Genomic DNA, 7,983 nt, shown 5'->3' on the forward strand with positions numbered 1-7,983 from the left:
CGCCCCCCGCCCCCCCCCCCGCCCCCACCCCCCCAACCCCCCCCCCCCCCCCCCCCCGCCCCCCCCCCCCCCCCCGGGCCCCCCCCCCCCACCCCCCGGGTGGCGCCGCCCTTACCCGGGGCTACCGACTCCGACCGATAACACTGTCCCTATTCCCTGCCACCGGTCCCAGGCCGCAACGCATCCGCCGCCAACAGTCGATCCAGGATCGACTTCAATGCCAGCGGCCGCACCGGCTTGTGCAATAGCGTCAGTCCCTGCTCCAACACTTCGCGCCGCGTCGCAAGACTGTCATCGGCACTGAGGATCAACGTAGGTCGCGCGCCAAAGCGTTCGCCCAACCGCAGCTGCAATGCAGTGCCGGTATCGCCATCGTCCAGGTTGTAGTCGAACAACCACAGACTCGCAGGGATCTGCTGCAATGCCGCCACCGCCTGCGCTTCGCCCGAGGCCTCGGCCACCTCATAGCCCCAACCGCGCAGCAGTCCGGCCAATCCCTGCAGGGCGGCAGGATCGTTATCAACCACCAGTACCGGCACGCCGCCCGAGGTTGCCGCAGTGCGTGCGCGCGGCTGGTTCGCTATCTGCGGCGAGCTCACACGCTGCAACGACACCGAGAACACCGTGCCCTGCCCTTTCTCACTGCGCAGCCGCAGCGGCGCATGCAGCAGGCCGGCAATACGGTCTGCGATCGCCAGGCCGAGGCCAAGTCCCTGCCCACTGCTGTCCTCGCCGCGCCGGAACTCCTCGAATATTCGCTGCTGTTCTTGCTTGGCAATACCCGGGCCAGTGTCGTGCACCTCAACCCGCAGGCGCTCGCCATCGCGGCGCACGCCCAACAGCACGCCGCCCTGGCTCGTGTAGCGCACCGCATTGGCAAGGAAGTTCTGCAGCACCCGTCGCAGCAGCTGCGGATCACTGTTCACCCAGGCAACGGTGGGCACATAGTGAAACGCCAGCCCACGCGCAGTGGCCAGCGCACGGAACTCCGAAACCAAGGGGTCCAGCACTTCAGCCAGCGGCAGGTCACGCGGCTGCGGCACCAACCCACCGGCTTCCAGCCGCGACATGTCGAACAGGCCGGTCAATAGATCGGTGGTCGAATCCAGGGCGCCGCGGATCTGCACCACCGCCTGTTGCTGCTGGCTGGACTCCACCTGTTGCGCCAGCGTATCGGTGAACAGATGCGCAGCGTGCAGCGGCTGCAGCAGGTCATGTCCCACCGCAGCCAGAAAGCGGCTCTTGGCATCATTTGCCCGCTCGGCCTCACGCTTGGCCGATTCCAGCAACGCGGTACGTTCGCCAACGCGCTGCTCCAGCGTCTCGTTGCTGCGCTTGAGTTCGCGCTCGCTGCGGCGGAATTCGGTGACGTCGGTAAAGGTGGCGACAAAACCACCGCCCGGCATCGGATTGCCACGAATCTCGACGATGCTGCCATCGGGAAACACGCGCTCGGTAAGATGCGGCGTGCCGGCGCGCATGAAGGCCAGACGCCGATCCACCGCACGCTCATCGCCACCGCGCGCCGGCATTGCCTGCAACGCCCAGCGGGTCAGGTCCATGATCGGCCGCCCCACCTGCAACAACTCATCCGGGAAGCCGAACATGCGCGCATAAGGTCGGTTCCATGCCACCAGCCGCTGCTCGCGATCGATCACGCTGATTCCTTGGCTCATGTTCTGCAACGCGGCCTGCAGCACCTGCTGGCTGAAACGCAGATCCTGCGAGGCCTCGCTGACGATGGCTGCCACGGTCGCCAGCTCATTTCCTTCGCGACGTGCGGCATCCAGCAATAGACGCGCGGAGGCGGCACCGAGCACCGCCGACAACTCGCGCTCGATGCTGGCCTCGATCGACGCTGCCACCGCACCGCTGCGCGGCGCGTCTGCCAACAGCTGTTGCACGCGCTCGTCGGGCAGGAAGCGGCGCCCCGCATTGCGCAGGGTATCGGCATCCAGGTTGCGGCTGATGCGATCGGGCGTGTCGCGACGCCATGCCATCGCCAGCAAGGTCACCGCCGTGCCAACGAAAAGACTCGCTCCCACGGCCCGTCCCAGCGGCGTCCAGCCAGTCAGGCCAAACAGACCTTGCGGGGCAAGCCACTGCCATCCGAACGGCCCCTGCTGCAGCCACATCGGTGTACGCCCGCCACTTTCCAGCAGCGATGGCAGCAACAGCACCCAGGCCCAGGTCGCAAAGCTGGCGACCACACCAGCAATGGCGGCACGTGGTGGCGTCTGCGGTCGCCAGATGGCGAACGCCAGCACCGGCACCAGCGTCGCCATCGCCGAGAACGACACCGCACCGATATCGGCCAGCACATTGCCACCGCCAATCAGGCGGCTATAGCCCCAGGCCAGCAGCATGATCACGCAGATGCCTGCGCGTCGCAGCCACACCAGTTCGCGTCGATGATCACCGCCGCCGGCGCGCGCCCACGCGCTGCGCACCAGACCTGGCGCAAACCAATGGTTGCCGATCATCAGGCTCAGCGTGAGCGTACTGACCACGACCATGCCGGTAGCTGCACTCAGGCCACCGAGGAAGGCAAACAGGGCAACCCCTTCATGGCCAGCAGCGAACGGCAGCGCCAACGTGTACATGTCGGAAGGCACGCTATTGCCCAGCAGCATCGTACCGGCGCGTGCCAATGGCAGGATGGGCAGCGCGATCAGCAGCAGGTACAAGGGGAACAACCAGCGTGAGGTGCGCACATCGGCAGGATCGCGGCATTCCACCACGCCGATATGGAACTGATGCGGCAGCAGGAACATCGCCAGTCCACCAAGTATCACCAGCGGGATGAAGCCGCCCTCAGGCGCGCTGACGGGTGCCACGGGGGCTGCTTGCACACCCTTCAAGCCAAACCAGACAAATACCCCCAGCGCCAGCATCGCGCCCAGTTTGAATACCGATTCGGCCGCCATTGCCAGCACCAGCCCGCGATTGTGCTCGGAGGCATCGGCGCGGCGTGCGCCAAACAACATCGCGAACAAGGCCATTGCCAGCGCCACGTACAAGGCGCTGTCCTGCCAGATCGAACCGCCCTGCCCGGCCTCCACCGCGCGCGAGGTGATCATGCCGAAACTCATCGCCACCGCCTTGAGCTGCAGTGCGATATACGGAATCAAGCCGAGCACGGTCACCAGCGTCACCGTTGCCGCCAGCCAGGCATCGCGGCCCAGCCGCGCGGCGATCAGGTCGGCCAGCGAGGTCGCGTTGGTTTCGCGCGCCAGCCGCACCAGCCGCATCATCACGCCGATGGCCAGCGCATAGAACAGGATCGCACCGACGAAGGTCGGCGGTAGCGGCCAGCCATGGCGCGCGGCCTGGGTAACGGTGCCGTAGAAAGTCCACGAGGTGCAGTGCACCGCCAGTGACAGCGCATAGATGTGCCGCCAATGGCGGGCAAACGCGGTGGGCCGGCGTTCGCCGTACAAGGCCACGCCGAACATCAAGGCCAGCCAGGCCAGACCCGCCAAGGCCACTGTTACCAGACTCAACATGGAAAGCGTTTCCCGGAAGCTGTTTGGCAGGATACGGAGTTAAGAGCGAAGGATGAAGCGGTGCAGGCTCAAAGCCCCTCGCCCTCCGGGGCGAGAAGATGCGTTTGCGAACCATAGGTTCGCGCTTCGTCGAGCGCCCTCGCGCTGGCGCGGGGGCCGGGGCGCGGAGCGGGGGTTGGGGTGAGGGTGCGGTTCGCTGGCAATTTGCTTCTTCCTTTGCATCAAAAGCCAGAGCTCCAAAGCCAACAGCAAAAGCTCCCCTCACCCCAACCCCTCTCCCGCAGGCGGGAGAGGGGCTTAAAGCAACAGCAACAGCAACAGCCAACGCCAACGCCAACGCCAAAGCCAAAGCAAAAGCCAACGCCAAAGCAGCAGCACCTGCTCCGGCAACCGACGCCGCAGCTACAACCAGAGCACCAACAACAAACGCAAAAGCCCTCCCCCGCCATGCGGGAGAGGGCTGCCTTGCATTCCAATCAGCCAGCCGTCGCCGGCTCCATCATCAGAAGTTGTAACGCACCGACACATACCAGTTGCGCGGCAGGCCGTAGTACGCGGTCTGGATGTTGCCAACGCTGGCGAACTCCTGGCCTTCGGTCTTGTACTGCTTGTCGGTAAGGTTGCGCACGCCCGCACGTACCTGCCAGGTCAGCTGCGACGAATCCCATACGCCGTAGGCGCCCAGCAGCGTGTAAGCGTCCTGGCTCAGCACCTTGCGGTTGTCCACCGACAACCAGGTTTCGCTGCGATACGACACGTCGCCGCCAAAGGTCAGGCTGCCGTTGTCACCCAGCGAGAACACATGCTGCAGGGCCACGCGGGCGGTCACGTCCGGCGAGAACGGCACGTGGTCGTGGTTCACGGTCGGATCGTAGCCGGCGTAGGACGGATCGAGACGGAAGTCCTCGAAGCTGTCGTACTTGGCGTCCATCCAGCCCAGCTGTGCGCTCAAGGTGGTGGACTCGCCCAGCAGCGCGCTGCCTTCCAGCTCGATGCCCTTGATGTTGAGCTTGGCCGCATTCAACACCGGGAAGGTGCCCACGTCCTGCGATACGCGTGCCTGGAAGTCGCTGTAGTTGCTGTAGAACGCAGTGGCGGTGCCGCGCAGTCGGTGATCCGCCGAGCTGCCCTTCAGGCCCAGCTCGTAGGTCCACACGTATTCCGGGTCGAACTTGGCGTGCTGGGTGTCGTACACGGTGTTGGCGCGGCCGTTGAAGCCACCGGACTTGAAGCCACGGTTGGCCGACACATAGCCCATCAGGTTATCGCTGAATTCCTTCTGCAGGCTGATCGACGGCGTCACTGCCGTCCACGAGGCCTTCGCATCGAATGCGACCGTGCCGTTCAAGCTGGCGAACGGGGCGCCCCAGAACGTGCTGGTGGAACGGTCGTAGTCCTTCTTGTCCTTGGTCCAACGCACACCGGCGGCGACGGTCCAGGTCGGTACGAACTCCCAGTTCACATGCGCGAATGCCGCGGTGGACGTGGTGGTCAGGTCATCGTCGATGGTGCGCAGGAACGGCACCTTGCCGCCCAGGAACGAGAACAGGTCGTCTGCATAGGCTTCCTGGTAGGACGGCACGTTCTCCTTCATGTAGTACGCACCAAAGGTGGCGTGCAGGTTGGAGCCGTTGTCGTAATGCAGCTGGAATTCCTGGCTCTTCTGGTTCTGGTCCAGCGCCACCAGCACGTCGCCCAGTTCGTACTCGGAGGCGTCGATGTCGATATACGACTTGGTCTTGAGCTTGCGGTAGGAGCTGATGCTCTTCAGCGTGAACTGCTCGTTGATGTCCCAGTTCATCGACAGCGAGGCACCGGAGTGCTTCAGGTACTGGCCTTCGCCGTTCTGGAACGAGGTCTGCGCACGACGATTCCATTCACCGGTTTCTCCCGGCTGCAGCACGATGACACCCGCTGGAGCCAGGCTGGTCTGCAGCAATGGTGCCATCGGACGGCCCAGCGTCAGCGCCGCATCCTGCTTGGTGGTGTCCAGCGACAGCACCGCGCTGAAGTTGTCGGTCGGCTGGAATGCCAGCTTCGCGCGCAATGCCTCGGTGTCATCGTCGTTGTAACGCTTGCCGGTGACCGCATCCTTGACGTAGCCGTCATTGGTGATCTTGGCGCCAGCAATGCTGGCAGCCACGGTGTCGCTCAGCTTGCCCGAGACATAGAAGCGGCCTTCCAGGCGACCATAATCACCGGCAGTCACTTCCACCGCGCCGCCTTCATTGTCGAAGGGGTTCTTGGTGGTCAGCTTGATCGCACCACCGGTGGAGTTCTTGCCGTACAGCGTGCCCTGCGGGCCGCGCAGCACTTCCAGCTGCTGGATGTCGAACAGCGAGAACAGCGCGCCATTGATACGCGAGTAGTAGACGTCGTCCACATACATGCCCACGCCCGGGTCGAAGGTCTGCAGCGCATCGGGCTGGCCGATGCCGCGGATGAAGACGTTGACGCTGTTGGCCGAACCGCGGCCCTGGGCGATGTTCATGTTGGGCACGGCGCCCTGCAGGCCTTCCACGGTCGAGGCCTGCAGATCCTTGATCTGCTCCTCACCGAAGGCACTGACCGCCACCGGCACGTCCTGGATGGATTCGCTGCGACGACGCGCGGTCACGGTCACTTCGTCCAGCTGCGTCGCCGTGGTGCCTGCCGGCACCGCCTGCTGCTCCTGCGCCTGCACGAATGCGGCCGGTGCCAGCAGAATGCCACCGATGGCGATACTCAGATACTTGCGCTTCATTGGTCTCCCTCCTCCCGGGTATGACGTTGCGACACACGAATGCCGCCATGGAGCGCACGTTAATGGAGCGTTAGCCGGCCGCGTATAGTCCCTTCGTACAGTGGGCCGGGCCGCCCCCGATCCTGATACTCGCCGGCAATGTATTGGCCGGGGAGCTGTGAATGTCGTTTCTGATCGTATTGGCGGCCCTGTGCTTCCTGATGTTTGTCGCCTACCGCGGCTACAGCGTGATCCTGTTCGCGCCGGTGGCGGCGCTGGGCGCGGTGCTGCTGACTGACCCCAGCTTGGTGCAGCCGATGTTCACCGGCTTGTTCATGGACAAGATGGTCGGCTTCCTCAAGCTGTACTTCCCGGTGTTCGTACTGGGGGCAGTGTTTGGCAAACTGATCGAGGTCTCGGGTTTCTCCAAGTCCATCGTCAGCGCCACCATCAAGCTGGTCGGGGCCAAGCGCGCGATGCTGTCCATCGTGCTGGTCTGTGCACTGCTCACCTACGGCGGTGTGTCGCTGTTCGTGGTGGTGTTCGCGGTCTACCCGTTCGCCGCCGAGCTGTTCCGCCAGAGCAACATCCCAAAGCGCCTGATTCCCGGCACCATCGCGCTGGGTGCCTTCACCTTCACCATGGACGCGCTACCGGGCACGCCGCAGATCCAGAACATCATTCCCTCGGCGTTCTTCGGCACCAACAGTTGGGCCGCACCGTGGCTGGGGGTGATCGGCACCGTGGTGATCCTGATCCTGGGCATGAGCTACCTGGAATGGCGCCGCCGTGTCGCCGTGCGCAATGGCGAGGGCTATGCGGGCGCCAACGACGAGCTGCGCAATGAGCCAGAACCCTTCCACGGCCAGAACCTCGCCCACCCGCTGGTGGCGATCACCCCGCTGATCCTGGTCGGCGTGGCCAATTTCTTCCTGACCCGCTGGATTCCCGGCTTTTACGGTGAAACCCAGTCCTTCATTCCTGCGGTGATCGGCAACCCGGCACCGGTGGTGCAGGAAGTCTCCAAGCTGGGGGCGATCTGGGCCGTGCAGGGCGCGTTGCTGCTGGGCATCCTCAGCGTCATCGCCTTTGCCTGGAAGCCGGTGGTTGCCTCGTTTGCCGAGGGCACCAAGTCGGCGATCGGCGGTGCCATGCTGGCATCGATGAACACCGCCTCCGAATATGGTTTCGGTGCGGTGATTGCCGCCCTGCCCGGCTTCCTGGTGGTGGCCAACGCACTGGGCTCGATCCCGAACCCGCTGGTCAATGAAGCGGTTTCAGTCACCGCCATGGCCGGCATCACCGGCTCGGCGTCAGGCGGCATGAGCATCGCGCTGGCGGCAATGGCCGACAGTTTCATCGCCAATGCGCAGGCTGCCGGCATTCCGATGGAAGTGCTGCACCGCGTGGCGGCGATGGCCTCCGGCGGCATGGACACGCTGCCGCACAACGGCGCGGTGATCACCGTGCTGGCCGTCACCGGCCTCACCCACCGCCAGTCCTACAAGGACATCTTCGCCATCACCATCATCAAGACGCTGGCGGTGTTCGCGATCATCGGCGTGTATTACGCGACCGGGCTGGTTTAAGCAGCCACCTGACCTGGTCTGGGCCAAGGCGGCTATTGGCAACACGCAGATTGCAAGGCATGCACCGCCCTTGTAGCCCGGGTTAGGGGCGGCCCCCCCCGGGGGGGTGGGGGAGCCCCCGGGGGGGGGGGGGGTACCGGGGGGCCCTAGCGCCCCGGCCCTGGGG

At 64.8% G+C, this 7,983-nt stretch carries 3 protein-coding genes; 1 reads left to right on the forward strand and 2 read right to left on the reverse strand.

Annotated features, from left to right (window positions below; all coding sequences use genetic code 11):
• Window positions 1–149: 149 nt before the first annotated feature.
• Together ACVOLI_RS19735 and ACVOLI_RS19740 are read right to left on the reverse strand one after the other, a co-directional pair.
• Window positions 150–3,506, reverse strand: coding sequence for a hybrid sensor histidine kinase/response regulator (locus ACVOLI_RS19735; RefSeq protein WP_481615683.1), 3,357 nt, complete (start codon window positions 3,504–3,506; stop codon window positions 150–152).
• 502 nt (window positions 3,507–4,008) lie between these two features.
• A complete protein-coding gene (locus tag ACVOLI_RS19740; RefSeq protein WP_481615684.1) occupies window positions 4,009–6,249 on the reverse strand; it encodes a TonB-dependent receptor in 2,241 nt (746 codons plus the stop codon).
• Window positions 6,250–6,410: 161 nt separating this feature from the next.
• On the opposite strand from ACVOLI_RS19740, the gene ACVOLI_RS19745 reads away from it, so the two are divergent.
• On the forward strand, window positions 6,411–7,817 hold the full coding sequence (locus ACVOLI_RS19745; RefSeq protein ID WP_481615685.1) for a GntP family permease: 1,407 nt from the start codon (window positions 6,411–6,413) through the stop codon (window positions 7,815–7,817).
• Window positions 7,818–7,983: the final 166 nt, after the last annotated feature.

It is taken from the genome of Stenotrophomonas sp. STEN029 (genome assembly GCF_056760015.1).

Coding starts and splice junctions, on each gene's coding strand:
- ACVOLI_RS19740 (WP_481615684.1), bottom strand. CDS start 6,249: ATGAAGCGCAAGTATCTGAGTATCGCCATCGGTGGCATTCTGCTGGCA.
- ACVOLI_RS19745 (WP_481615685.1), top strand. CDS start 6,411: ATGTCGTTTCTGATCGTATTGGCGGCCCTGTGCTTCCTGATGTTTGTC.
- ACVOLI_RS19735 (WP_481615683.1), bottom strand. CDS start 3,506: ATGTTGAGTCTGGTAACAGTGGCCTTGGCGGGTCTGGCCTGGCTGGCC.